This window comes from Citrobacter meridianamericanus, from assembly GCF_041320245.1.
Classification (GTDB): domain Bacteria; phylum Pseudomonadota; class Gammaproteobacteria; order Enterobacterales; family Enterobacteriaceae; genus Citrobacter; species Citrobacter meridianamericanus.
The window spans coordinates 1,723,670-1,749,288 of the sequence record NZ_CP101036.1 but is presented as its reverse complement, the minus strand read 5'-3'; the positions used below and the strand labels follow the sequence as shown (position 1 = coordinate 1,749,288).

The 25,619-nt window shown below is 44.6% G+C and carries 26 protein-coding genes and 1 tRNA gene; 5 read left to right on the top strand and 22 right to left on the bottom strand.

Features of this window, described 5'->3' with window-relative positions:
• Positions 1-49: 49 nt before the first annotated feature.
• The 3 genes from fadJ to NMD08_RS08320 form a co-directional block, all read right to left on the bottom strand.
• Complete coding sequence (fadJ, locus tag NMD08_RS08330) at positions 50-2,197, bottom strand: fatty acid oxidation complex subunit alpha FadJ (protein WP_370619956.1); 2,148 nt, start codon at positions 2,195-2,197, stop codon at positions 50-52.
• Positions 2,197-3,507, bottom strand: a complete 1,311-nt coding sequence (gene fadI, locus NMD08_RS08325) for an acetyl-CoA C-acyltransferase FadI (protein ID WP_151219952.1) — start codon at positions 3,505-3,507, stop codon at positions 2,197-2,199. Before fadI ends, fadJ begins: the two co-directional genes overlap by 1 nt.
• A gap of 176 nt (positions 3,508-3,683) precedes the next feature.
• The gene (locus NMD08_RS08320) at positions 3,684-3,968 is read right to left on the bottom strand and encodes a YfcZ/YiiS family protein (protein ID WP_003834838.1); all 285 of its coding nucleotides are present in this window, start codon (positions 3,966-3,968) and stop codon (positions 3,684-3,686) included.
• Positions 3,969-4,339: 371 nt separating this feature from the next.
• On the opposite strand from NMD08_RS08320, the gene fadL reads away from it, so the two are divergent.
• Positions 4,340-5,620 carry a long-chain fatty acid transporter FadL gene (fadL, locus tag NMD08_RS08315; RefSeq protein WP_151219953.1) on the top strand — a complete coding sequence of 427 codons (1,281 nt, stop codon included), beginning with the start codon at positions 4,340-4,342 and terminating at the stop codon, positions 5,618-5,620.
• A 59-nt stretch (positions 5,621-5,679) separates the two neighbouring features.
• Here fadL and mlaA read toward each other — a convergent pair whose 3' ends face one another.
• Entirely contained in the window at positions 5,680-6,435 is a 756-nt protein-coding gene (gene mlaA, locus NMD08_RS08310) for a phospholipid-binding lipoprotein MlaA (RefSeq protein WP_151219954.1), read from the bottom strand.
• Positions 6,436-6,723: 288 nt separating this feature from the next.
• Here mlaA and NMD08_RS08305 point away from each other — a divergent pair, with 288 nt between their 5' ends.
• The 3 genes from NMD08_RS08305 to NMD08_RS08295 all read left to right on the top strand — a co-directional run bounded on the left by NMD08_RS08305 (position 6,724) and on the right by NMD08_RS08295 (position 9,157).
• Entirely contained in the window at positions 6,724-7,665 is a 942-nt protein-coding gene (locus tag NMD08_RS08305) for a formate/nitrite transporter family protein (RefSeq protein ID WP_151219955.1), read from the top strand.
• A gap of 75 nt (positions 7,666-7,740) precedes the next feature.
• Positions 7,741-7,815: transfer RNA gene (locus NMD08_RS08300), tRNA-Arg, on the top strand.
• 160 nt (positions 7,816-7,975) lie between these two features.
• Complete coding sequence (locus NMD08_RS08295; protein ID WP_370609828.1) at positions 7,976-9,157, top strand: tyrosine-type recombinase/integrase; 1,182 nt, start codon at positions 7,976-7,978, stop codon at positions 9,155-9,157.
• On the opposite strand, the gene NMD08_RS08290 is transcribed toward NMD08_RS08295, so the two are convergent.
• From NMD08_RS08290 to NMD08_RS08245, 10 genes are all read right to left on the bottom strand, one after another.
• Positions 9,141-9,992, bottom strand: coding sequence for a DUF4435 domain-containing protein (locus tag NMD08_RS08290; RefSeq protein WP_370609557.1), 852 nt, complete (start codon positions 9,990-9,992; stop codon positions 9,141-9,143). The two genes, NMD08_RS08295 and NMD08_RS08290, sit on opposite strands and share 17 nt — an antisense overlap.
• Before the next feature lies 1 nt (position 9,993).
• The gene (locus NMD08_RS08285; protein WP_370609556.1) at positions 9,994-11,430 is read right to left on the bottom strand and encodes an AAA family ATPase; all 1,437 of its coding nucleotides are present in this window, start codon (positions 11,428-11,430) and stop codon (positions 9,994-9,996) included.
• A gap of 588 nt (positions 11,431-12,018) precedes the next feature.
• On the bottom strand, positions 12,019-12,291 hold the full coding sequence (locus NMD08_RS08280; RefSeq protein WP_000783295.1) for an ogr/Delta-like zinc finger family protein: 273 nt from the start codon (positions 12,289-12,291) through the stop codon (positions 12,019-12,021).
• A 282-nt stretch (positions 12,292-12,573) separates the two neighbouring features.
• Positions 12,574-15,261: a DUF927 domain-containing protein gene (locus NMD08_RS08275; RefSeq protein WP_370609555.1), complete on the bottom strand. Its 2,688-nt coding sequence runs from the start codon at positions 15,259-15,261 to the stop codon at positions 12,574-12,576.
• Complete coding sequence (locus tag NMD08_RS08270; protein ID WP_001063903.1) at positions 15,258-15,668, bottom strand: hypothetical protein; 411 nt, start codon at positions 15,666-15,668, stop codon at positions 15,258-15,260. The genes NMD08_RS08275 and NMD08_RS08270 overlap by 4 nt, the downstream gene beginning before the upstream one ends.
• Complete coding sequence (locus NMD08_RS08265) at positions 15,661-15,897, bottom strand: hypothetical protein (RefSeq protein WP_137477539.1); 237 nt, start codon at positions 15,895-15,897, stop codon at positions 15,661-15,663. The genes NMD08_RS08270 and NMD08_RS08265 overlap by 8 nt, the downstream gene beginning before the upstream one ends.
• The gene (locus NMD08_RS08260) at positions 15,894-16,484 is read right to left on the bottom strand and encodes a host cell division inhibitor Icd-like protein (RefSeq protein ID WP_370619953.1); all 591 of its coding nucleotides are present in this window, start codon (positions 16,482-16,484) and stop codon (positions 15,894-15,896) included. The genes NMD08_RS08265 and NMD08_RS08260 overlap by 4 nt, the downstream gene beginning before the upstream one ends.
• Before the next feature lie 87 nt (positions 16,485-16,571).
• A complete protein-coding gene (locus tag NMD08_RS08255) occupies positions 16,572-17,576 on the bottom strand; it encodes a P2 family phage major capsid protein (protein ID WP_370609552.1) in 1,005 nt (334 codons plus the stop codon).
• Between the two features lie 22 nt (positions 17,577-17,598).
• On the bottom strand, positions 17,599-18,459 hold the full coding sequence (locus NMD08_RS08250; protein ID WP_203436626.1) for a hypothetical protein: 861 nt from the start codon (positions 18,457-18,459) through the stop codon (positions 17,599-17,601).
• Between the two features lie 17 nt (positions 18,460-18,476).
• Complete coding sequence (locus NMD08_RS08245; protein ID WP_000055090.1) at positions 18,477-18,704, bottom strand: AlpA family transcriptional regulator; 228 nt, start codon at positions 18,702-18,704, stop codon at positions 18,477-18,479.
• A gap of 281 nt (positions 18,705-18,985) precedes the next feature.
• On the opposite strand from NMD08_RS08245, the gene NMD08_RS08240 reads away from it, so the two are divergent.
• On the top strand, positions 18,986-19,207 hold the full coding sequence (locus NMD08_RS08240) for a hypothetical protein (protein ID WP_370619951.1): 222 nt from the start codon (positions 18,986-18,988) through the stop codon (positions 19,205-19,207).
• A 159-nt stretch (positions 19,208-19,366) separates the two neighbouring features.
• Here NMD08_RS08240 and NMD08_RS08235 read toward each other — a convergent pair whose 3' ends face one another.
• The 8 genes from NMD08_RS08235 to NMD08_RS08200 all read right to left on the bottom strand — a co-directional run bounded on the left by NMD08_RS08235 (position 19,367) and on the right by NMD08_RS08200 (position 25,614).
• Positions 19,367-19,837, bottom strand: a complete 471-nt coding sequence (locus NMD08_RS08235; RefSeq protein ID WP_370608056.1) for a transglycosylase SLT domain-containing protein — start codon at positions 19,835-19,837, stop codon at positions 19,367-19,369.
• Between the two features lie 168 nt (positions 19,838-20,005).
• Positions 20,006-20,704, bottom strand: a complete 699-nt coding sequence (locus NMD08_RS08230) for a CZB domain-containing protein (protein ID WP_370619949.1) — start codon at positions 20,702-20,704, stop codon at positions 20,006-20,008.
• Between the two features lie 195 nt (positions 20,705-20,899).
• Positions 20,900-21,637: a CZB domain-containing protein gene (locus NMD08_RS08225; RefSeq protein WP_187253479.1), complete on the bottom strand. Its 738-nt coding sequence runs from the start codon at positions 21,635-21,637 to the stop codon at positions 20,900-20,902.
• 143 nt (positions 21,638-21,780) lie between these two features.
• Positions 21,781-23,619 (bottom strand): hypothetical protein, encoded by a 1,839-nt coding sequence (locus tag NMD08_RS08220; protein ID WP_370619947.1) that lies wholly within the window; start codon positions 23,617-23,619, stop codon positions 21,781-21,783.
• Positions 23,620-23,636: 17 nt separating this feature from the next.
• Positions 23,637-24,266 carry a tight adherence pilus pseudopilin TadF gene (gene tadF / locus NMD08_RS08215; RefSeq protein WP_187253481.1) on the bottom strand — a complete coding sequence of 210 codons (630 nt, stop codon included), beginning with the start codon at positions 24,264-24,266 and terminating at the stop codon, positions 23,637-23,639.
• Positions 24,241-24,723 (bottom strand): TadE/TadG family type IV pilus assembly protein, encoded by a 483-nt coding sequence (locus NMD08_RS08210; RefSeq protein ID WP_370619945.1) that lies wholly within the window; start codon positions 24,721-24,723, stop codon positions 24,241-24,243. The genes tadF and NMD08_RS08210 overlap by 26 nt, the downstream gene beginning before the upstream one ends.
• A 10-nt stretch (positions 24,724-24,733) precedes the next feature.
• Complete coding sequence (locus tag NMD08_RS08205) at positions 24,734-25,159, bottom strand: prepilin peptidase (protein ID WP_151219962.1); 426 nt, start codon at positions 25,157-25,159, stop codon at positions 24,734-24,736.
• A complete protein-coding gene (locus NMD08_RS08200; RefSeq protein ID WP_151219963.1) occupies positions 25,156-25,614 on the bottom strand; it encodes a hypothetical protein in 459 nt (152 codons plus the stop codon). The genes NMD08_RS08205 and NMD08_RS08200 overlap by 4 nt, the downstream gene beginning before the upstream one ends.
• Positions 25,615-25,619: the final 5 nt, after the last annotated feature.

Below are 25,619 nucleotides of genomic sequence, written 5' to 3'. Positions count from 1 at the left end.
TTTTGAGCTCAACCCTTACACTCAGTGCGGATTCATCCTACTTTTGACCTCATGAATTCAGGTCAGTTTCCCTAACGCTCCAGAATTTTTCACCACGTTCCGCCATCAGCAATAACTGCTCACAAGGTGTAAACCGCGAGCCGTACTGCGTGGTCAGTCGTTGCAGCGCCGCAACCACTTCACCCGCGCTCAGAGAATCCATATACCGGAACGGGCCACCGAGGAATGGTGGAAAACCAATGCCAAATACAGCGCCGATGTCGCCATCACGCGCGCTGCGAATAATTTTCTCGTCGAAACAGCGTGCTGCTTCGTTAAGCATTAACATGACGCACCGCTCTGCAATCTGCACGGCGGTCAGTCGGCCCTGGCTCTGGACGCCAATAAGCGTATAAATTGCAGGGTCGACCTGTTTTTTGCTTTTACGCCCTTTCGCACCATAAAGATAGAAACCTCGACCATTTTTTCTACCTTTGCGATCGTCATTCAAAATTGAAGCAACAACATTTGCAGGCGCGCTAAAGCGTTCTCCATAGGCGGCTTCAAGCACTGGTATAATTTTAGTGCCCGTATCAATTCCGACCTCATCCAAAAGTTGGATTGGCCCGACCGGAAAACCAAATTTAACCAGCGCGGCGTCGATGGTTTCAACCCGCTCACCTTCGGTCAACAGGCGAATCGCTTCGTTAATGTAAGGCGCTAAAATGCGGTTAACATAAAACCCGGCTTTATCTCTGACCACTATCGGCGTTTTACCCTGTTTTTTCGCCAATTTAACGGTGGTTGCAATCGTCTGATCAGACGTTGTGGCATGTGGGATCACCTCGACCAACGGCATTTTTTCCACTGGACTAAAAAAGTGCAAACCAATCACTTGTTCAGGTCTGGCAGCGTTCGCCGCAATATCACCAATTGGTAAAGACGAGGTGTTAGACGCAAAAATGGTGTGAGACGCGCAATTTTGCTCAACTTCCGCCACCATCTGTTGTTTTAACGCCAGATCTTCAAACACGGCTTCAATAACCAGGTCACGATGCGCAAAGCCGCGGTAATCGGTCGATCCCGAAATCAGTGCCAGTTGTTTATCACGCTCGCTGGCTTTGATATGACGGCGACGAACCTTCGTTTCAAGCTGATCCCAGCTGTACTTCAGTGCGTGGTTGATTCCCTTAGCGTTTATATCTTTAATACGTACTGGCAAGCCCCCTTTACAGGCCGTCACATAGGCAATACCGCCCCCCATCAGACCGCCGCCCAAAATGCCAACGCTGTTCAGCGGACCAGGCTTCGCATCGCTTCCCGGATCCTTTTTCACGTCAGTGTTGGCAAAAAAGATGTGCCGCAATGCCTGCGACTGAGATGTCATCGCCAGTTCGCCAAATGCACGAGCTTCTGCGTCATAGCCGCTACTGCTACCTTGCGCCAAACCGGTTTCAATCACCTCAAGGATTCGCTCCGTCGCTGGGTAGTTGCCATGCGTTTTTTGCGCCGTCTTTTTACTGACCATACGGAACAAAAGCGCGCGCCCCAGCGGGCCCGCTAACACACGCTCACGCACTGGCAACGCTCGATGTGCGGGACTGTCTTTTTTGGCCAGTTCTACAGCCGCTTCCAGTAAAATAGTCTGCGGCACAACTTCGTCCACCAGCCCTACTTTCAGCGCCTGTTTAGCGCGTAATTGCTTTCCTGTGAGGATCATATCCAACGCGGTACTGACGCCAATCAGGCGCGGTAACCGCTGCGTACCACCGGAACCGGGTAGCAGACCAAGCTGTACTTCCGGTAACCCCAGAACGGTTTTAGTATCATCGGTACAAATACGGTTGTGGCACGCCAGCGCCATCTCCAGGCCACCGCCCAGGCAGGCTCCGTGAATAGCGGCGATAACCGGGATCGGCAACGCATTAATTTCCGCCATAATCTGCTGTCCCTGACGCGCCAGGGTTTCAGCTTCCTGCGCACTGCGGCAGTTGCCGATCATGTTAATATCCGCCCCGGCGATAAAATTATCCGGTTTCGCCGAAATAAACACCACGCCGCGCAATGCTTTGTTATCACGAATTTGTTTCAGAATAGCCCGCACCTGAGAGGCAAACTCCGCCTTCAGGGTATTCATCTTCTCGCCGGGTACATCAATGGTGACAACAGCAACGTTATCCAGACGTACGTTTAGTGTAAAAGCCGATGTCATTTCCATTATTCCGCCTCCAGAACCATTGCCGCGCCCAGACCACCTGCCGCACAGGCAGTCACTAAACCGAAACCACCGCCACGACGTCGTAACTCATGAAGGGTTTGGGTGATCATGCGCGCCCCGGTGGCGGCAAAGGGGTGTCCATAGGCAATAGAGCCGCCCAACACGTTAAATTTGCTGTCATCGACCTCGCCAGTGGCGTGCGCTCTGCCCAGCACTTCGCGGGCAAAACGTTCGCTGCCCAGCAGTTGAAGATTCGCCAGCGTTTGTGCGGCAAAGGCTTCATGCATATCGATCAGAGTTAAATCGGCCATCGTCAGACCCGCTCTCTCCAGGGCAAGCGGCGTTGACCACGCAGGTCCCAGCAGCATGTCCTGCCAGACATCGATGGCGGTGAAGGCAAAACTACGCAGGTATCCCAGCGGCACCAGCCCCAGTTCTTTCGCGCGTGACTCTGTCATCATAATCACGGCGGCGGCGCCATCCGTTAGTGGGGTGCTGTTCGCCGCAGTAACGGTGCCGTGTTTTCGGTCAAATGCCGGACGCAGTTTGGCGTAATCAGCCAACGTAGAGTTACCACGAATATTGTTATCTTCTGAAAAAGGATCTTTGAAAGGTGGTGCGTAGGTGGTCATCACCTCATCTGTCAGTTTACCTTCAGCCCATGCCTGAGCGGCGCGCTGATGAGAACGGTGCGCGAGGGCATCCTGTTGCTCTCGCGTAATACCATAAGTTTTGGCCATTTGCTCGGCCGTATCCCCCATGCGTAAACCGGTGGAATATTCGGCGACAGCTGGCGGTACGGGCATCAGGTCACGTAAGCGCAGTCGGGAGAAAAGTTTAAGACGCTGACCGGTAGTGCGCGCTTTATTGACATCCACCAGCACCCGCGCCAGCTTTTTACTGACACCAATAGGCAGAACTGACGAGGAGTCCGCACCACCGGCAATTCCTGCGCGAATAGTTCCTGCCATCAGGCTTTCCGCAACATTCGCCACCGCCTGGAAACTTGTAGCACAGGCCCGGCTTACACTGTAGGCATCCGTGTGCACATTCATCCCGGTTCCCAGTACGATTTCACGAGCGATATTCGGCGCTTCAGGCATTTGCACCACCTGACCAAAAACCAGTTGCTCAATCACATCTGCAGGAATTTCGCTACGCGCCAGCAGTTCGCCAACGACCATTTTCCCCAAATCTACGGCGGGAATGCCATGAAACGCAGTTGCCTGGCGGGCAAACGGCGTACGCAATCCGCTTACAATGGCGATGCGATCGCCCTGGCGGGTAACCAGCGGTAAAGCCTGACTCATAACACTCCCCTGTAAAAATAAAAAATAAGTGGTCTGACCTGATCACAGTCTTAACTAATTTTTTACATTTAGCCAAGCAGGGAGAAAAGAAAGTGGGAGCTAAGACACAGTGAATAATCACTGACAGTGACAAAAAAGCCCTTGCTACCGGGTAGCAAGGGCTTTTACAGAAGGGATTAACGCAGGCCCAGCTGGAAGATCAATGTTTCAGCTTCACAGGCAAAAACAAAGTCGATATCCAGACGCACACCTTCTGATTCTTCAGTAAAGGTCGAGGTGATTTGGCAAGGCTCAGATTCCACGCCACGTGCCTTCTCAGTCAGAGCGGCCAGCGTTTCTTCTGCCTCTGCGCGATTCGCGAACACACGGCTGTATGACGCGGTGCAATCGGAGTTGTCCATGATGGTACCAACATCCATACAGCAGCAAACCGGGGTTTCATCAGCACTGCATTTACTCATTGTAGATTTCCTCTGTATTCGCACCTGAGGTGCCAGATAAACGATGGGGATATTTTACGCTCCCATTATTCGCCTCTCCAGTCGTTAATTGTATGAAATGCGATAAGTGACCGAAATCACACTTAAAAATGATCTAAAACAAAAATCACCCAAACAGGTGAGTGCGTATACCCGCAATTTTGCCAGCTGGATCGCGTTTCAGAGATCAGAATTGAAAATATTTATAAACATACTTGCAACATTTCAGCTGGTCAGACCTATACTCTCGGCACTGGTCTGATTTCTAAGTCGTACCTCAGACCCTACACTTCGCGCTCCTGTTACGGTATGTAACATTGTTTGTATAAAAATAAATCTATGAGGTTATGGTCATGAGCCAGAAAACCCTGTTTACAAAGTCTGCTCTCGCAGTCGCAGTGGCAATTATCTCCACACAGGCCTGGTCTGCAGGCTTTCAGTTAAACGAATTTTCTTCCTCTGGCCTTGGCCGGGCATATTCGGGTGAAGGCGCTATTGCAGATGATGCAGGCAACGCCAGTCGCAACCCGGCGCTGATTATGATGTTCGATCGCCCTACTTTTTCTGCGGGTGCGGTGTATATCGATCCAGACGTTAATATTTCCGGTAAATCGCCATACACCGGACGCAGCACCGATGCGGACAACATCGCGCCTACGGCGTGGGTTCCTAATGCTCACTTCGTGATGCCTATCAACGAACAGTTTGGTTGGGGGGCGTCTGTCACGTCAAACTATGGCCTGGCAACTGAATTTAACGATAGTTACATCGTCGGCGAATACGGCGGGAAGACCGATCTTAAAACGGTCAACCTGAACCTGAGTGGTGCTTACCGTCTGAATGATAGCTGGAGCTTTGGTGTCGGTTTTAATGCCGTCTATGCCGATGCAAAAATTGAGCGTTATTCCGGCGAACAAACGGCTGCATTGCCAAAAGTCAGCCAGAAAATCGCCAGCCTGAAAGGTGATGAATGGGGTTATGGCTGGAACGCCGGTATTTTGTACGAGCTGGATAAAAATAACCGCTACGGTTTAACGTATCGTTCCGAAGTCAAAATCGACTTCGATGGCGATTACAAGAGCGGCATCCGCACCCAGGCAAACGTGTTACCTGGTGCAGGCACGGCGTTCCCTTGGGGAACAACCAATGCCACCGTCCCGGGTTCTTTGACGCTTAACCTGCCGGAAATGTGGGAACTGTCGGGTTACAACCGCATCGCTCCACAGTGGGCTATTCACTACAGCATGGCTTACACCAGCTGGAGTCAGTTCCAGGAGCTGAAAGCAACCGGCACCAACGGGAAGACGCTGTTCTATAAAGAAGAAGGCTTCAAAGATTCTTACCGCATCGCGCTGGGTACCACTTACTACATGGATAAAAGCTGGACCTTCCGTACCGGTATTGCCTATGACGATAGCCCGGTTCCTGCAAGCAAGCGTTCCATATCCATTCCGGACCAGGATCGTCTGTGGCTGAGTGCGGGTACGACTTACGCATTCAATGATGACGCGTCTATTGACGTTGGCGTTTCTTATATGCACGGCCAGAAAGTGACCGTAAAAGAAGGCCCATATACTTTCGATTCTGAAGGTAAAGCCTGGCTGTTCGGTACCAACTTCAACTACGCATTCTGATTTTCTTCAGATATAAAAAAGGTGAGCTTTTTAGCTCACCTTTTTCTTTTCATCTTTCCTTACTCGGAATCGATCTCTTTTAATTCATCCTGAATTGCTTGCGCGTTCGGATTTTCTTCTGGTTTGAGTTTCCCGCCGTTCGCAATAAAGTCATGACGCTGGAAGTAAGCTTCACGCACCATAATGTAAGGATCGGAAGACTGACGCAGCAGACCGTCGGAATCAAGCAACTGCGCGCGGGTTTCAATACCTTCAACCGTCCACTTACCTATCGACAACGGCCAGGTGAGCCAGGAGAGTACTGGATACAGCGTATCCACCATATCACCACCATCATCACGTAGCGTAAAGCTGCCGTAGAACGGAAGCTGCATATACGGTCCGTAACCCACGTCATAGTGGCCTAACGTACTACCAAAACGGTGTGGCTCAACGCGTTGCAACTTCGGATTTGCCATACCCGCCACATCGATAAATCCGCCCATACCTAACAGGGTGTTGAGGAAGAAACGGGTAAAATGGACCATCCCTTGATAAGGGTCACCTTGCAGGAAGTAGTTGACCATCACGGCCGGTTCTTCAAGGTTGCCAGTAAAGTTGCTCAAACCGTTACGTGCCGGCTGCGGAACATAATCACGCCATGCTACTGCTACCGGTCGAACAACATAGGGATCCAATACATTAAAGTTGAAGTTGTACATGGTGCGGTTGAACCCTTCAAATGGGTCCGAACGCCCTTGTTGTTCATTACCGGAGCTCGCACACCCCACCAACAGTGTGGTTCCCAGCGCAAGCGCCGACAGGCGAAGCTTCATAAGTGTCTCCCTGTGTATTATGGCTATCGCTGATTGCCATCCATGACGGAACAATGACGTATCCGCCTGTTTAGATGTGAGCGATTGTAACAGCACGTCAAACGATGTCTATATACCCGGTCTTACTGATTTGATCATAGCCTGGTAATGCACACCGCGCGGTGTTGCTATTTTAACTAAGCCGATAAAAACAAACGTTACCATTTTTGCTATCTCAGACTTTCTCCCGCTGATTTTCGCATAAAAGCCGCTACGCTTTAGCAATACGTGCTAATTCAGGATTCGGTTATGAATGACATTGAAAAAGAAAAAATTGATCGACACAGCGACGAACTTCAGGTCGAAAGTGATGAAAAGTTAGAAGGTAAAAAGATTGAGGTCGATGAGGACCGACTCCCCTCCCGCGCCATGGCGATCCATGAACATATCCGTCAGGATGGGGAGAAAGAGATGGAACGCGACGCAATGGCTCTACTGTGGTCAGCCATCGCTGCCGGACTGTCAATGGGAGCCTCGCTACTGGCTAAGGGGATTTTTCATGTGCAGCTTGAAGGTGTGCCTGGAGGATTTTTACTGGAAAATCTTGGTTATACCTTCGGCTTTATTATTGTCATCATGGCCCGCCAACAGCTCTTTACCGAAAATACCGTCACCGCCGTGCTCCCGGTTATGCAAAACCCTACCCTTGGAAATTTTGGTCTGTTGATGCGCCTGTGGAGCGTGGTGCTGCTGGGTAATATCATTGGCACCGGGGTCGCTGCATGGGCGTTTGAACATATGCCGATTTTTGATGAAGAGACTCGCGATGCTTTTGTCAAAATCGGCATGGATGTGATGAAAAATACGCCGATGGAGATGTTTTCCAACGCCATCATTTCTGGCTGGTTGATTGCCACGATGGTATGGATGTTTCCCGCCGCCGGTGCAGCAAAAATTGTGGTTATTATTCTAATGACCTGGCTGATTGCGCTGGGGGACACCACGCACATCGTCGTCGGCTCAGTGGAAATTCTCTATCTGGTCTTTAACGGCACGCTGCACTGGAGTGATTTCCTCTGGCCCTTTGCGCTACCCACACTCGCAGGGAATATCTGCGGCGGGACGTTTATCTTCGCGCTGATGAGCCACGCACAGATCCGTAATGATATGAGCAACAAGCGCAAGGAAGAAGCCAGATTGCAAGCAAAGCGGGATGAGCAAGAGCAGAAAAACCCAAAAAAACAGGCCTGAATGGTGACTGTTTGAGCAGTTGGGCGGCCCGAGGCTTACCGTCGTGGGTAAAAAACGCTATACTCGTGCCGCTTCGTCCCCTTAGTTAAATGGATATAACGAGCCCCTCCTAAGGGCTAGTTGCAGGTTCGATTCCTGCAGGGGACACCATGAACACTTCTCACTAAGTCCAATTAATTCCATAACTCACTGTTTCTACTGTTCTCATCTCCTTTTACTTGTCCAGAAAAGTGCCATTATTTCTAATGGAATCTATACATTTTTGCGTATAACATTGTGTATAACTGAGTTCGATCTTTTTTCTATACACATGCTGCTATCTGACATCCAAATAAAACGAGCAAAACCGAAGGACAAACCCTATACACTTAACGATGGTATGGGACTATCACTCCTCATCGACACCGCGGGCAGCAAAGGCTGGCGTTTCCGCTATCGCTTTGCAGGTAAACCTAAGATGATCTCCTTCGGCGTATATGGCGATGTGTCATTGGCACAAGCACGTGCTAAACGTGATGAGGCGCGTTCGATGTTAGCTAAAGGGATCAACCCAAGTGAAGCCAGAAAAGCAAATAAAATAGCTTTACAGTTCGCGCATGAGAACAGCTTTGAGTCTGTGGCCAGAGAATGGCACTCATCGAAAAAAACCACCTGGTCAGAGGGGTATGCAAAAGAGGTTCTCAACTGCATGGAAAAGGATATTTTCCCTTTCATCGGACAACGCCCAATTGAGCAGATTGAACCACTAGAGCTGCTCACCGTCCTGCAAAAAATTGAGAAAAGAGGTGCGCTAGAGCAAACCAGCAAGATCCGCCGCCGTTGTGGTGAAGTGCTTCGTTATGCTGTTGCCACTGGTAGAGCAAAGTATAATTTTGCACCCGATTTAGCTATCGCACTCAACAAACCTAAAACTCAACACTTCCCGTTCCTGACTGAAAGCGAGTTGCCCGAGTTCGTCAATGCTCTGGATAACTATCAGGGCAGTTTAGTCACCAAATACGCCACGCAGCTATTGATGCTAACAGGCGTGCGAACAATTGAACTACGTGCAGCGGAATGGACTGAGTTTGATTTAGATAATGCCTTATGGGAGATCCCCAAAGAACGGATGAAGAAACGCCGCCCCCATCTGGTTCCGTTATCCACTCAGGCGGTCAGCATCCTGAAAAAGCTGCAAGAAATAACTGGGAACTACAGCCTCGTTTTCCCTGGACGAAACGACGTCAGGAAACCAATGAGCGAAGCCAGTATAAACAAAGTGATAAAACTATTGGGCTATCATGGTCGGTTAACGGGTCACGGCTTCAGGCATACCATGAGTACTATTTTACATGAACATGGTTTTGAAAGCGCCTGGATTGAAATGCAACTTGCGCATGTTGATAAGAACTCTATACGAGGAATTTACAATCATGCGCAATATATTTTAGGTCGCAAGTCTATGCTGCAATGGTATAGTGATAATTTAATTCCTATTAGGGGAAAGAGTTAATCAATCTATTAATAAGTGCATCTATCATTTCATGCTCCATTATAAATAATCGTTCTACAGCACTATCGGAATAGAATTCCTTTTTACCCTTTAATTTTTTTGCTACAAAAGCAATCATAGAAGTAAAGTCATGGCCACGAATACTCATTCGTGCATCTGTATTTAGTTCAGATTCAATCTGTAACAATACTTTATTAAATTCTGCAATGTTATTTAACTTTCCACCATTCATTAGAATTTTTGATATAAATGAAGTGGAATCAAAATGAATAGATTCACCATTGACACTTAGATTTTTTTCCACATCCACCCAAGAAATATTCCATTTTAATCTTTCCAGTGCAGCTCTAATAGAAAATATCTTTCGCAAAACAGATTCAAATGAAGTTAAGAATAAATTTTGATTTTGGATATCCACACCACAAACCATCATTACTTTTAACAAAAGTTCTGGTTCATAATAATATAACTCCAAAGAACAATAATCTGTTTTTTGTAAGCCGTAACTTTCGCCCCACTCAACTTTATTAATTTCATCATAGTCAAGATCAACAAGACAAATATATCCACGTCCTTTACATAAGGATAACTCACGAGATAATGCAATCACACGCTGTTTATTCCCACTCGTCATACTGTATTTTTCAAGGCAATCATCTGGAATATCTACTATCTTTATTGGGAAAACAACAGGCTCAGCAATTTTATTTACTGAAAACCAATACTTCACTATATCCCTATCAAAGTCACCTTCAACGTAAATATCTTTTATATTTGGTTCCAAAGTATACCTAGCGATCAGTTCAGTTATTTTCTTCCTTGGCAACCCATTCATTTCAGTGCTCCAATCTAATAACTTTATCTAAATGAACCGATAGTATTTCCATTGAATGAGATGCAAAAATAAATTGTGTGCTTTCGCCGTCAGTAATATCAACAAGTGCTTTAATTAGATTACGTTGCCACTTAATATTAAGAGATATTTCCGGTTCATCAATCATGAAAAGACTTTTTGAGTCACGTGCAACCAATACATATAAAAATAAAAGAAGTAACTGTTGCTCACCTGAAGACAAATAGCTTGGTTCTAATTTTTCACCAAGAGAGCTATTTATATAAAACCCAGTCTTTAAATTATAGCTTATAGTTTTATCTGTCAACATTTCGTTTATAGTTGTAACGAACTTATGGATAATATTGTAAATAGGTATTAATGCATTAAGCCTACTTTCGAGGCTATCAATATAAGGACTTAAGAGTTCAACAGACACATGATAATATGATTTTGTCTCATCCGACAGAGCTGTAAAAAAAGACTGCGTATCTAATATAGTAGCGAGTTCATATTTTGATAAATTCTTTGTAAGAAGATCAATCTCCTCTAAGCGCTTTAGTAGTCCCTCCTTAGTATTTTTATCATCCGATAAATCAAACACCTGACTTGACGTCGAAAGATGTTTTAGAACATTAATATAAACAGAGTGTACATTCTCTGCACCTAAATTATTCCCCTCAACTACTTTTGTAGATATCCACTTATGAGCGGAGTTCAGCGCTTGAGCTAATGCAATTTCACGACTACGGGATACTAAGCCATATATACTTCGAGGCTCTTTATTATTAACCATTCTGCGGAGTTGTACTTCATCAGCAGGATCTGCGATTGAATCACCATCTAATCTACGATCTGCGTTAAGCAGAAAAACCTCAGGCACTACTTTTCGTAACGTCGAATAATATCCAAGTCTATTTTTAAATTGTTTATCTCTAATTTTATTAAGTTTTATTTCTGATAAATCATAACTTTCCATACCCACTTCCAAACTATTATAATCCATTGAAGTATAGTACTCGTCAAAAATATCAGACTCATCAAACCTTATAATACGACTTTCGTGCGGAGAGTAATCCCATTCAAAACTACGGCCACCAACCTGAATACTTAATTTCATTACTTTACTATTACTTTTCTTAAGTTGTGTGGCGCTCACCTCAACATCATTACCAATAAGAACAGTAATTTTTTCAAACCGAATATTATATAAACTCCGCAAGTGAGAACTCGATTGATTTTTAGTCCCTGACAAAAGATGAAAAACCATTCTCAAAATAGTGCTTTTGCCTACTCCATTTTCTCCATAAAGTACTGCTATATTGGCAAAGATACTATCTCCAGGAAGAGTATAATCATATAGACCAAATAGTTTTTTTATTACAACAGCAGAAATCCTTTTAGGATGCTGTAATTTTTGATTCTCAGTTAAAGTTTTCATGAGTCCCTCAATATGATTTATTAAGCAAGTAGCCTATTAATTACTCTACACTTACACATGCTTTCGCATGAACTATCCCTAACTTTAGATATTTATACCAAACAATTGTTTTTTTTGCGAATATCAAAGACACCTCACACACAACAAAAAGGAATAAAAATAAATTTTAAATTCCATTAAGTTATTAATAGTGGTTTTTATTAGACCTAAATACAAAAAGTGTGATGTTGACAAAATCGCACTACACCGCACCCGCCTGCGGTTTTCATATCACTAAAATTTTTCAGTTGTGTTTTTTTACAAACAATACCGCCAGCCCGCGCCCGTGCTGGGGATGCACGGCGAGGCAGGAACTGAAAAGAATGAAAAGAATTTCAGCTTTTTTCAGTTTTACTATCCGTAGTATCTATGACCTGAATACGCAACCCTATGATATTAAATGGATAATTAATTTTAGGTGTGTGATTTTATGAAGGTTTGTGAAACATGAAAAACATAACAATCTGAAAAATAATAATTTTATGTCCGTATAAACTGAAATCCTGTGTTCAGATTTCGGGAACGGATCGGCCATTCCCGACGCATACTTTACCCATTCTTTTGCGCAGCCAGCAGCAACTTTAAAGCCTTTTCCCGTTCCTCGGGTGGAATTGCATCAATTAGCTCTTTAACCCTTCCCTGCCCGTTCAGCGCGCTTGGACTAACGGAATGGGAGAAAGCAACATTCATCACAAACGAGTGACCGCACTCCACATTAGAGCAATAGCAGTACACATCGTACAGTTGTGGGTGTTTCCTGTTTGTTTTACCTATCCGCGCTACTGCCTGACATGTGGGGCAGTACATTCTCATCATCTTCATCGTTCTGTGCCCTATACTGTTGCCCGCCAGAAGAAGGGATTTGGATCCCTACCTCTTGTTCTGAACGTGTAACACTGGTAACACGTGTAACGCTATTGATTTAAAAGGATTTAATCTGTTACCAGTTAGCATAATCAAGAGGTAACGCGTGGTAACACACCATTTTTTGTTACCAGTGTTACCAGTCAGTATTTTTGACTGGTAACACTGAAGAACCGCATCAGTAATGGGTGTTACCTCTGTTACCAGTGTTACCTCATAAAAATAAGACTCACGCGATGATTACTCAGGTTCGGCGCTTCCCAGTACCTGTGTATTGAACTGGTACACACGTTTAAGCCCTATTTCTGGCAGGCGAATGCTGTTTTGCGTCCGGCCATCTTCACCGGGTTTCAGCCAGCCCGCGTCCACACACAACCTGGCCACCTTACGCGAGTCAAATCCCTTACAGATCTCCTTCCAGCCTGACGGGAGCACGTAGAACGTCACAACCGGCTCGGTCACGTTGTCTCCTTTATCGACTTTTCTGAATCCCATCATTGAAACAGGCCGGTTCCTGTCGTCATTCCAGTCAGCAAACCGACTGAACTGATTACGCGTCATGAAGTCCCGTACCTGTTCAAGTGCCGCTTTATCTTCCTGATTAGCTGTATGGCCCCGGTCAGCCATCCATGCAGCCAGGCAACTTTGAGCGGCACGAAAGGCCTCTCCCTCCGGCCATCCTGTGATGCCCGCTTTTGTGGCCAGCTCCCCGGCCATCGCAACCAGAGCAAAACGGGTAACAGCCCGGCCAACCTGATTCCCGGCATTTTCCGGCGTCAGCCTTCGGGTGTACTCTTTCAATAAGGCTTTCGCTTGACTGGTCAGTTCCGGCAGATCAGCGGTCAGACAATGCAACCAGTCGCGGAATGGTGCACCATGATAATGCGCTACGTGCTGCTCAAGATGCTCAGCCAGGGTTTTCCCGCTACTGAAACCATGAAGTTCTTCAAACACGCCATATTTGCCTGAATCACTTGGGATCTGGATCATTCTGACCTCAACCCCGGCATACGTACGTTCCCCGGCGCTTGCCGCATGTTCCACCAGTGACAGTTCCCCGGTGGACAGAAACAACAGATTCCAGCGGTTGGTTTCCCTTACCGAACCATCTGTTCTGGCTCTGGCTTTGCCCTGCCCGTTAGCCAGCATATAAGCGATATTCCCCGCCTCCCTGCCGTCAACCTCCCGGATTTCATCCAGCATCAGCGTGGCATCATTGCGGCGGCTCGCCGTTCCTTCTAATGCATTCCCCGTCGCCCTCCACGTATGCCAGAAATCTGTTCCACCACATACCGATGCAGCCACTTTCATCGTCGTGGTTTTACCATCTGTTGATTCCCCTTTGAGGTGATAACCTCCACCGCCGATACCAACCAGTTTCAGAAGTGGGGCAGCAAATGCCAGACTCACCGCAAAGGCAAGACGGGCATTATTTATGCAGTAACGGCCTATATTTTCACGCCAGTCCTCTGATGTGCCGCTGACACGAAAATCACGCCCCTGCACACTCGACGTTTGTAAGATGACTGACTGGGCTTCGCGCCCTATCACTTCATCCTGGAGAACGTAAACCCCGCCGTGCCAGCCCGTTTTATTCACACAGGTTACTTTTCTGTCCGGTTTACACAGCGAGATATATTCCATCAGGAATGCTCTGGCCATGCCGTTAATGTTGATGTACGAAAGCCCGTTAACCAGCAGAACGCGGCGCAGCTCTTCCCCGCTGCCACCCAGCATCTCCATCGGCATTGCCCATTTACGGCTGTTTCCGTTGGTATCTTCCCATTCCAGCAAACGCCCGTAATTACTCCCATCAGCATCACTGGTGATTGCCGTCACCCGCAACGGACTGGAAATTTTGATATTACGTATCTCCGTATCGCCATCAGACTTATTAACCAGCTTGTCGTACCACAAATATTCTTTTGTCAGCCGGAACCCTTCTGGTAAACGGGTCTGCCCTTTACCATGCAGCGTCATTTCTTCCCGAAAGGCATCTCTCGCCCGTTCTTTCCCCACTTCCTGCCGATAATCATCCCAGTCAGCCTTATGGCGTACCGGAGGGAGCGTTACCCAGCCATCCACCGCTTTGGCGGCTTTCTCTGCCTGAATACGCCCGGTGTTTTCTTTCCCGTCAGCCAGATCATTATCTCCGGCCAGAATGATCCGGGTTTCCGGCCAGCGTTTTCGGATCTGCTCCGTCACCTTCAGTAAATTGGTGGCAGCGACAGCCGCCACGATCCATCCTTCAGTCAGCAGACTGACGGTAAGCGCCGTGGCAAAACCCTCAGTGATAATCACCTGTTCAGGTGTTTCAGCGGGTATATCGGTCAGGGCAATGAATGCGCCAGACAGCTGGCTACCTGGCAGCAGACTTTTATCCCCGTCAGGATTGATAAGCTGACCACCGGTAATATTCCCGAAGATATCCGTCAACGGCAGCAGTAATGAACCGGAGGAAAATGTTATTCCGGCCAGATTCAAAGGCTGTGACAGCAAGGGAAGTGAATACCCGTGTAAGCCCTTTTTTGTCAGATAGACCGGCTCACCATTGCAGGACTGCTGTCTGAGTCTGGTATATCGCTCCGCACCCGTTTCTTTTCCTGCGGCCTTTTTCCTGGCTGGCAAAGCGGGCTTCTCCTGTATTTCTGGTAATGCAAGCGCCTCAGATACCATCCCGGCGGCTTCTTTTATCTTTCTTCCTGTCACCAGACGAACCAGATCAAGACCATCACCATGACCGCACTGATTACAAAACCACGTCCCACGCCCCGCTTTATCGTCCAGTCGGAAGCGATCTTTGCCACCACAGGCAGGGCAAGCACCATGATGTCCTGCGGACGGTACTTTGATACCTAATGCTGACAGGATATAAGGCCAGCGCCCAATCGCAGCCCCGGAAATCGTGGATACAGACTGTGTTTTCACAGCAGCACCTCCTGACCTTCCGGCTTCACAAATTCAAAACCTTCGGGTAGTTCGCCATCAGGTGCACCGAAAATAATATCCCGGTAAACCTCACGCATCTCTGTGACACCAAAAACTGACAGGCGAATATTTTCTGACATAAAGCCTGGTTTAAGCATTTTTTCCAGTTTCTCTGCGGCCAGTATGCAACCAGCATCAGCCCCAAACTCATTCACCCACGGCATTTCAATATGGTAAATAATATTGCTCACCACTTTTTCGTGGGTGAGTTCTATTCGTTCGCCATCTTCAATATAAACAGGTTCATTATGAACACGCTCCATTAAGGAAATGAATGCATCAGCAATGTAGTACCGTAAGACCGCTGTTCGTAAAGCATGCGCCTTTAAATTTTGATTATTATTCATCGCGCATCTCTCCCTTAATTGTGCTGGTTTCCTTAACAACGCCATCCAGTTGTTCGGCAATACAGGCCACTAAAGCCGCAGCGCCTTCGGCTGAAACAGTTCTCGCTCCATTCACTGTGGGAACGGACAGGACCTCTGCAAGAAATTCACTGGCCAGTGCCGCCCGTAACAGACGACTCTCACCCAGTTCACTCAATATGCAGCCTTGCTGAAAATTCATGGATTTCATGCAACCACCTCCCCGGCGCTTTTCACAGGGATACGGGCAGCAAAGCTCAGGATAAATTCAGTGGCAAGTTTGAGGCGTGCAGCATGCTCGCAGTCTGCGATTACACGCACAGGACGTGGACGGGCATCACGGTCTGTACGGTGGACAGCCAGAAAGACAAAGGTAAATTCAGGGTGAGATAAAGCAGGGACTGTAGCCATAATGGCAACCTCCTTCAGATAGCGGGTAACGCTACCACCGGAGTTCCTACGCTCATGGGTGGTAGCCCAGACGGGGGTAGGAATACCGGCTCTGAAGGATACCGGCCAGCCCGAAAGCTGCCCCGCCTGGACTACCATAATACTGATGATGTGGCGTAAAAAATAAAAAAATACAATCAGCCACCACACCATAAATTTTAGGTGAGTCAAAGCTGCGACACAAAAAAACACGCCTGGCGCGTGTAGTATCGCCTTCAGATAACACGGGTTCCTACGCCCGGCTGCCGATTTTGCGGCAACCTTTAAACTATATCCCGCACATTCCTGGTGAGGCAAGAAATTTATAACCGAAAACTGATCATTGCCTGGATTAATTAACGCTGGCATGCTTAAGCCTCTGCTTAAAAATAGTTCTTCATTTTTCCTGATGCTGTAAACGAGACCCGCCTCTGAGCGGGTCTTTCTGTCGCTAAGTCAATCCGCAAACGTCAGGGCGCTCTCATCGACTGCCGCGTACAGTTCTGGTTCACCGAGTGCATAGCCTTCATTGCGCAGGTATGAATGTACGTATTCACTGTTTTCATCATCAAACTCAGCACGAAACCAGCGTGTTATCGCCTGGGTGTAAATATGCAGGTTATCCAGCGTCGTTACTGCCAGACGCTTACCCGGCATAAACGGGGGAATAAACGCAAAGCGGCCAGCAACAGAACTTGTAGCCATCTGTGCAGCATTCACATCAGCCGGGCGGTCTGCGGCATTAAATAACTTCAGGCGTTGATGTGCTGCCAGCTCTGCCCCAACCAGTACAACCAGACGGGGATCTTCACGAAACTGCTCAGCAATAAGCTCAGTAATCAGATGGTTGGCCAGAGAATCAATATTTTTCCAGGTGCCAGTCTCTCCCAGAGTGACAGGCTCAGAGATGATTTGCTTCCCGTTCCCGTAGGTTTTCGCCAGTGCATGCCAGCCAATATTGACATCCTCGCCTTTTTTATTGATTTCCGGGTTTGTAGTATTTGCAATCGACACACCATTGAAACCGATCCGCAGCATGTCCAGCGCATATGCCTGGGCAAAAAAGCTCTCAACCGCTTTCTCAAACTCATCCGGCACACCGGTATGGTAAATATGAGACATATCGGAATAGCTGATCCGGGCGCAGGTATCCGTCTCTGTCAGAAAGAACTCCGTACCATTGATTGCCATTTTTTTGTGGAAACGGCCACCATCCACACGTCCGGTATGCAGTTCACTGGCACCAATATTTACGGCATTACCTGACACGGCGTTAACATCACGTAGGGTGATATTTTTAATAAGCCACCCGGATTCCAGAATTGAGGTACGCAGTATATTTTCAGTGGGTTTGCTTAATGCAAAGCGTCTGTTTGATTCCTCCTGATAGTTAGTGCCAGTGACGATTTTATTATGATAACGACGTGCTGCGTCCGGCCTTTCAGTTTTGAAGGCATACATAGTTTTTCACCTTTAATAGTATTTAAGAAAAGATTTTATTTTTGTACTCAGTAACCCGATTGTATTTCATTACATGCTCAACATAATCCCGGTCACTTACGACTGAACGTAATACATAATTATCTGCTCGATAGTACTCCCTGTAAGCCATAGCTATTGCCATTCCACCGTTATTTAATACATAACGATCAGTTGGAACGCTACAACGGCTAATAATTTCATTCACAGAATCAGACAAAGATTTGAGTGCATCTGTAATAAATTTAATATCACGGACAACGTCACCGTCATTAAACACAGAAATAAAATCAGCAGGGATCTGGCCGGATTGAGGAAATATGTTCAGTAAACGCTTCTCAACTCCCTTACCGATGTAGTTAACTTCATCGGCCAGAACGCCCGGTAAAAGCTTGATTGTGTTCAGTCGGCTATGTTGCTCATTCAGCCGGGAAACAGCCAGATGGTAACACCGTTCAGCATCCGCTCGTTCAGCATGCCCCGTTTTATTCGCTTTGGCTTCAGCAATGCTACTGACGCCGTTTTTTGAGAATGTGCTTTTCCATGCAACTTCCGCATTTGTCACTTCACGCTGCCGGAAAGATAACTCTTCCTCTTCCTGACGACACAACTGGGCATAACGGCTCAGGAGCAGGTTGATCTCATTCGACACAGCTTCCGTATCAGGTACTGTTAACCCCGTAAGTGAATACAGCTTTTCACCTTTAGTGCGCAGCTTATTCAGTGAATAGATTTCGATAATACGCACAATACAGGCTGTGTTGCTATGAGTTTCTTTAAATGGGCTTACTTTGTAACTGTCTAACACCGACACATGTTCGTTCTTAATTGATGCCAGCTTTCTCTTAAAAACATTGTCAACCATATAATTACCACCTCAGTTTAGGAATTTAATTTTCTATTGAGAATATTCTTCTCTATCCATTCATTAACTTCATGCTCCACCCATGCAACAGAACGAGAACCGATAGAAACTTGGTTAGGAAATTCATCATTCTTTATCTTTAGATAAATTGTTGACTTGGGTAAGCCAGTCAAATTAATCACTTCTGATATTCTCAGAAGTCTATAGCTTTTTTGGGGTGCGTTTTCCCGAGGCAATAAGCTCATGGCTATGTCCTTCACATTAGATATTTATACTAAGACTTAATTAGTCTCTATTGGGTGTATATATACTTGCACAGAAGAATTAATACGTAAAGAATGACACTATCAAACTTATTCAAATAATTTGAATGGTGAATAATGGTGAATAATGGTGAATGTTAGGGAATATTACTGAGTGACAACCTTTGTCAATGCTTGTTAATCGCTGATAACGATGAAATTTGATGAACAAAGTATGTAACAATTTGTAAATTCATAGGATAGGCTGGTTGGATTGGATTGGATTGGATTGGATTGGATTGGATTGGGTTGGGTTGGGTTGGGTTGGGTTGGGTTGGGCTGGGCTGGGCTGGGCTGGGCTGGGCTGGGCTGGGCTGGGCTGGGCTGGGCTGGGCTGGGCTGGGCTGGGCTGGGCTGGGCTGGGCTGGGCTGGGCTGGGCTGGGCTGGGCTGGGCTGGGCTGGGCTGGGCTGGGCTGGGCTGGGTACAGTACTTCCCAGCCCATAAAAAACACAAATTTTTTCTTGTACGTATAACTAAATGTATAGAATTAAAATGAAAAAATTAAAATACAAATATAAATCAACTAATTACATTGTTAATTCCATTCCTGCAGGGGACACTTATCACTAACTTGTCGGTTTCCATGACACAGTAAAGTATCCCTTAATGACGTCTTTGCTTAAGCTTTTTGTATATACTTTGCACGCTTAAAGCGTATTGTTTTCTCTTTAAGTTTTGTTGCTCATTAATTTTGAAGCCAGCATTATAAGCGCCTACAGCCTGCCATGAGTATCCCCAGCGTTTGAAAGCTATGGAAAGATAGTAAGCACCCGTATAAATATTTAAACAACTGTTATGATAGAGTTTTTGAGGTGTAATACCAAACGTTGCTAAATGAGAGAAATTTTGTGAGTGAATTTGCATCATTCCTACCGCATACTCGGTTGATGATACAATATTCATGGCTTTACCCCGCCAGGAGGACTCCCTGAAAGCAATAGCACGTAATAAATCGGGATCTATTCGATAATACCTACCAGCACGATCAAAACAATCCCGAGACAAAGCAGGGAGAGAAATCAGCAGCGAACCTATAAAAAAAGTTATTATCATCCCTGAAAAACCACGGCTCATTTTTACTCCTTTTTACTAGCAAATTGACTTAGATTATAGCTGCTAAGCACGATAACTCCTTGAACATATTGACGTTACATATTGGGGGTCATAATAATTTATAATCGAACTCTGCGGTAAATTTATTAAACTCAGTTCAATTGGCCGAAAGTTAACGTAATGCAAACGTTATGGCTGTGGATACAATAAACTTGTGCATTCATCAAGGCGATCCAGCGCAGTAATGAGTTGTTGGCTAGCCTCTTCTACATTATGCAATACTCGTTTCAGTTCTTCAGGGGTAAACGTTTTAAGCTTGCGTCTGAAAAGATTATTACTGGTCTCATGAACAAGGTGATGACAGGCGTCGAGTTCCCGAAAACCAGGCAACGTACGAAAACGACGGAGACCTTCGCCATGTATCCATAGCCCTAAGGTGCACTCTCGCTCATCAGAAACAATATTATTATGTTGCTCTGTCAACAAAGCGATATACAACCTGTCACGCCATTGATAGTGCTGTACTTTAAGAAGTGCAAATAATAACTTGTCCGCCGCAAGAGCCAACCCCGACGCAACACGACTTAGATTCTCCTGAGTAAAACCCGTTTGTTGGTACTGCTCACGTGCCAGCTTTAATAACTGGCTATGTTCAGTTCTGTAATTATCTTGCTGGGTATCTTTAGCAAGATGATTAACAAGGCGATACTGACGGTTTAGGACAAGAGTAAGCGATTGAGACTCTTCCCTACAGTGCGATGCCGAATGCAACATACTTTCACGTAAGCGAAAACTCTTCTCTGATGTATAATGTACATGGGCGAATTTTGTTACGGCACTGGAACGAATATGATCAAGGAGAATGTCACGAAGTTCAGATGTAAACATGGAAAAATCCTTCATATACTTCACTGAAAGCCTTTTCACTACCAGAAACTGGATAATAAATCCCTTTAAAAAATTACAATAAATTTATTTGTACAGCATGTATCATGCCAGCAACAAATCGGAAGTTAAAAACTGATTACCATTTCATAGAAATAACAGGCGCTGCGAACAACGCCCTTAACTCAATCAACAGTATTAAATACTGTCAAAGAAATGGACGATTTGTTCCTGTACAAGTGCAGACCTTTTCTGGAAATTCCCCGTCAACTCGCATTTCGCAGCGTCAACACCTTCAGCGATATACATATCAACAACTTCCTGCACACAACGATGGAAATCATGATGCAATTTCATTAGTTCCTGAAATTCAGACATACTGCCATATTGGTTTTGACCAACTGTATGCAGCCACTGTCCTAACTCACACCTATCATCCATCCCAAGTTCATTAAGATTGGTAACAGTATCGGTGCCATTGATTATTGCAATTAACTTATCACGCCAGCGACAATGCGCATCCAATGCCGACTTAACATTAAAACCATGATTTTGAATGTCGCCATCTGTATACATTATGGAGATTAGGTTAGCCTCAACATCAGAGATATTACGTTTAAGCAAAGCAAGATTTGCACGCTCACGGCTTGCTACCAGGTAAATGAAGATATCTTTCATCCCTCGGCAAGGATACAACAGTTGATATTCGTCATCAGTCGTAATGAGTATATCCAGCACATCATCGTTAACTTCTAATAGTTTGATTGTCTTAAGCTCTGCTCGCATCACCCGTATAGAACAGTCGATAAGCGCATCACCATCTTTTAATAAACCGACAGAAGCCAGTTTCATCCCACTATTCATATCAACAAATGCAACATAACTAACTGAACTATCAGGGCGCAATTGTTCTAAAACATTGTCAAATTTGTTCATAAATTCAGGCTCCTTTATAACACTTTTTGATGATGCAATTTCTTGTTTGATAAATATTCGACTCAAAAATTTTAAAATCATTATAATTGCCGTAAGCAGCCCTCAATTTATATACCCATAAACAAAAGATGCCGCTTAAATTATTAAGGCACGATCATGTCTGATTTATTGATGAATTTTAAACCACCCGGTTCATTACTAAATATACTGGTTATCGCATCCTTCAGAGCAGAGTAGTCAGTAGCAACAAAGGCGCCATCTTCTCCAACGCAGTTCTTCTTCCAATCATATATTATTGAACTAGTTTGAAAGTCATTTACAATTGAGACAAAATAGATTTTAACTTCTTTAGTATTTTTTGAGTTGTTTTTTACACCATCCATTATTTTTTGGCATACTGCAGGCGTTCGAAATTTAAAGGCAACAGTTTGCTGCTCACCATATTCCTCACCATCTGTTACAACAATTATAATTTTCCGCGGGTTTTCTCCCTTAGCCACCTCTCGGGCAGAATAAAGCAGTCCAGCAACTATATCTGTACCAGCACCATCCATTGGCCACATTGACTGAAACTTATCAATCTCTGATTTATCAGATGATAACCCTATAACATATGCATTTTGTCTCACTTCACTTAAGTATCTAGAATAATAATTATCCGGACGCCCATAGGGGTACCCTTGAGGGATACTTTTATCTGGCCCCCATGCAGGAATTACGCCTGCAAAATTAAATCCCGTCAAGCATATTTGTTTAAAGGGATTACCCATGTCAAAACTGGCAAAAGGTCTCTCAAATTTATTATCCTTTTTCTCATCGAATAAAAAAGACTCATCTACAGTACCAGCGTAATCAATAGTTGTATCATTGGCAAAAGATTGACTTTTCATATCATTTATCAAAGGATGGAAATAGTCTTGCATTATCTGACTATAATTTTGTATTTCAATATAATTAGATGATGAGACAGCACTTACTTCTTTAATAGCTTCACAAGATAATGGATTAGAGTGTAGTTTCCCTGAGGATACAGAACTATCATATGATGTGTTAGATGCGCAAAATTTTTTGTAATTGACTCCTGCTGCATTGATATAATTAGAATAATATTCATAACGTTTAAGATCAAGATAGCTTCTGATAACGTCTTCTCGATCTGGACCAGATGTATTATTCCCAGAAGAAGTCCAGTCTGTTTTTTTATTAGCCCAGAAAGCATGATCAATATCATACTTGTTTTTAAACTTATAGGGGGTAGCACATCCTATACGATCACCGCCAGCCTCATTTTTTTCTTCCAGTTTGACCGGTATCCCAATATCAAAGGGAACAATAGCAATTTTTGACTTTGACTTTTCATTAGCAATTTGGGATGACAAATCATTAACTACGTCCCGTAAAACCTGAATTCGTAACTTTCCATCGGGTGTCCGTCCAAGCATAGAACCAGAAAAATCGACTGCGAAAGCGATATCGCTCTCAATATTTACCTCACCGATTGTTTTACGCACAATGCCATTGTTTTCATCAGCAATGATAGGTACATCTTTATTAAATCCAGGCAATGCCCTGCTGATTCCATCAATGATGGGGTGTGCAATTATTTTTGCAGTAGCCACATATTCAATAGAGTTAACTTTTGTTGAATCATCCGGATCAACATCAATATTAGCTGAGACAGCAAGCGTTGATTCGTCGAGTTCTTTGCTCGGAATATAATAATTAATATAACTTTTCACCAATTCTTTACCTTCAATTTTTTCAGGTTCAGTGGTGAGGTTGGAATTTGTGGAAGCTACCGCAAAACTTCCCTGAGATAAGGCATCTGCAAGACGTGCTCTTTTAATCAAAAAGCGTGAACCATCAATGCCTAAGGAAAAAGTTGCAATCAGCACAGGAAGAATGATAGCAAACATTATTGAGACACCTGCGTTACCACCCCGGATAAAGCGGCGAATATGAAACTTATTATACATTTTCATCACTATCACCTGTATGCTTATCTTGGAATAACAATGTTACTAACTGAAATAGTGTCTGCAATAATGCCAGTACTGGACAACGCATTCAAAAACAGACTATTTCTTCCTTTTGTACATAATGTGACCTGATATAGCGGGGCCCACTTTCCTTTATCTTCAGTTTCCTGCATCCACGGTGACATCTTGTAAACCTCAGCACTATTAATATCAAATGCCCCTTTACAATTTTGTTGCGCCACCGCGCCACTATTGGCAGCCTCATAAATATCTCTCGACTTCGTGGCATCTAAAATTTTGCCCGTTTTTGTGGAGGTATCAGAGAAATGAACCGTTTGCACCCTGACGTTGACAGTGCCCTTTAAAGCATCGGAACCAAGTAATAAGTCCACCGTTTTTTGAATATTTTTCACATCTTCAGACTCAACAACAAGGTTATTGGCATATAACGTACTGCGTTCTCTCAACATGGATGACATAGAATTACTTAATCTGGCAAGTTTACTTTCAGCTGAGAAATGAAAAGTAAAATCAATCAGCATAAGGCCCAGTAAAACGATGATGGGAAATACAAAAGCAAACTCAACCGTGGCGCTTGCCTGGCTCTTCTGCCAAAAAAAACGCTTATACTCTGTTGGGCTCTTGTACATAAACTATATTCCGTTCAAATATTGATGAAAAAAAACCAGTGCCAAAAAAAAAGAAAACGGGATGATAATTATATTTAAATGAATATACTGACAAAAAATGGTCTGTAGTAGTCGCCCCCGTAATACAACTATCTCTTAACAGGTCAGGTATATTTTTACAATGCTTAACGGTTACGGATATTTCGCTCCCACTGTAGAGCAAAGGCCAATTGCGTGCACTTGTTTTTATGTTTTGTTCGAATGCTTCTGAATGATCAGTTACAGTACTATCCAACGAGATATATCGTCCAGATTCAGCAAGCACTACATCTAAAGCCGATGTCAAATACATAACACGACACAACTCTATGATAAATAATATAGACACAAGGAATGGAATAATGACTAATGACAGCTCAACGGCGATCGCGCCGTCTTCACCTTTAATTTTTTTTATCATGCGCATTAAGGTGTGCAATCAAGCCTCCTTAAAAGGTTAATAAGTTCATGAAGTAGCCACAACCTATTGCTATGCCATAAGGTAGCGTTTTATATTTTCCGTACAAGCGCGGAGTAATTAGCATCAGGATAGCCATCACTCCACCAATAACAGAGGTCAATAAGAGGAATGCAGGTAAATTCACCCCGGGAATTGATAGTGATAAAGCAAAACATAGTTTTGCATCACCTGCCCCCCATATATTAAACACACTTAAGACAAATCCAACTATCAGAATTAGAGATGCTGATACATAAGATACATTAATATCTGAAAACACATTCAAAAATAGACTAACAGCAATGATAATCAACGGCACGCTGTTATATATTTTCCTGACCTTGATATCAGTATAAATACCATACAGTATGGTGCATATAATGATTGAATATCCAATGCCTGTAATCACCATCATTTCCTACCTTTACGGGGAAATCTTTTAACATTTTTTCTCCCCATAACTTTTGGCTTTTCCATAATAATAGATACAGATTTTTCAGGAAGTTCATCAAACGAGGTCGACATCGGTATATTGAGTATATTCATGTATTTTATAACAGACTCAACAATCATAGTCATACGATCGCAAAGAACAGGCGAATGACCAATAAAGTTTGATGCAATATCAGACTTTACTAATAAAAATGCAAACTCAATCAATTGGTCAGTTTGTGCTGTAGTATATCCCTTTTGAGTTCCTATTTTCTGCCATGTGCTTAGATTATCAGAAACTAAAGAAATATAAGTCTGTATTTGGTCCTGAATTAATTCATTACGATTATCAAGCACAGGTTTTAACGGAATATATTCGGAGATAATATCTGCGGCGACTAATTCCATTGAGAGCCTGAAAACTAATACACTATTCATTTATT